Below are 693 nucleotides of genomic sequence, written 5' to 3' on the forward strand. Positions count from 1 at the left end.
TTTTGCTTTACGGTGGTAAATAAAAGCAATTATTAATAATAAAACTTGCCCCAGGATAAACAAAGGGTCAAAAAGAAATGAGTCTAATAGGTGTTGTAAACTTTTAGCTTTAAATAACCCAAGTATTTGCATCATCGCTCCAATCGCAAAGAAGGTTAATGCTAGCCAAGAATAAGAACTATCATCCGTATCCGTCATACTTCCCATTAATAATACGCCGTAATAACGACCATCAGTTGAATATATATCGTTTACTCCTAATAAGTTGTCATAATCGACTTCAACTTTTCGGTAATACTTTCCCATGTCAGTTGGTTTTTTAGCGGGGCGTAATGCTGATACTTGCTCGGTGTTTATCATAATGTTACTCAAATCCTAATTCTTCTTTTAGCGCATAATTCCACAGTGATAAATTCACTTCGGTTGTGAGCCATTTATTTGGTTTTTCAAGCTCGCCGTACTCATCGCGTTTTGATACTGGTAATATAAATTTATTATCCTCAAAAGCATCGCTTACTGACGCCCCATTACCTTTTGGATACGTTTTCACTCGTAGTCTAAATGTAACTCTGGTTGTGTTGAGCGCTTTAAATATGGCGGCGCAGTTATGCTGATTTACATCGAGCCGTATAACCTGCCCACTTGATAAATCAGTCACTAAAAAATTAAGATGGGTGTCATTGTTATTCCTTA

1 protein-coding gene and 1 pseudogene are annotated in these 693 nt (G+C 36.5%); both read right to left on the reverse strand.

Annotation, left to right across the window (positions count from 1 at the left end; genetic code table 11):
- Window positions 1–360, reverse strand: a pseudogene (locus H5158_RS23570) (hypothetical protein); the annotation flags it as partial.
- Between the two features lie 4 nt (window positions 361–364).
- The coding region (locus tag H5158_RS23195; RefSeq protein ID WP_220491409.1) for a hypothetical protein at window positions 365–693 on the reverse strand (329 nt) is incomplete at its 5' end.

It is taken from the genome of Pseudoalteromonas sp. SR45-6, from assembly GCF_014163545.1.
GTDB lineage: Bacteria > Pseudomonadota > Gammaproteobacteria > Enterobacterales > Alteromonadaceae > Pseudoalteromonas > Pseudoalteromonas rhizosphaerae.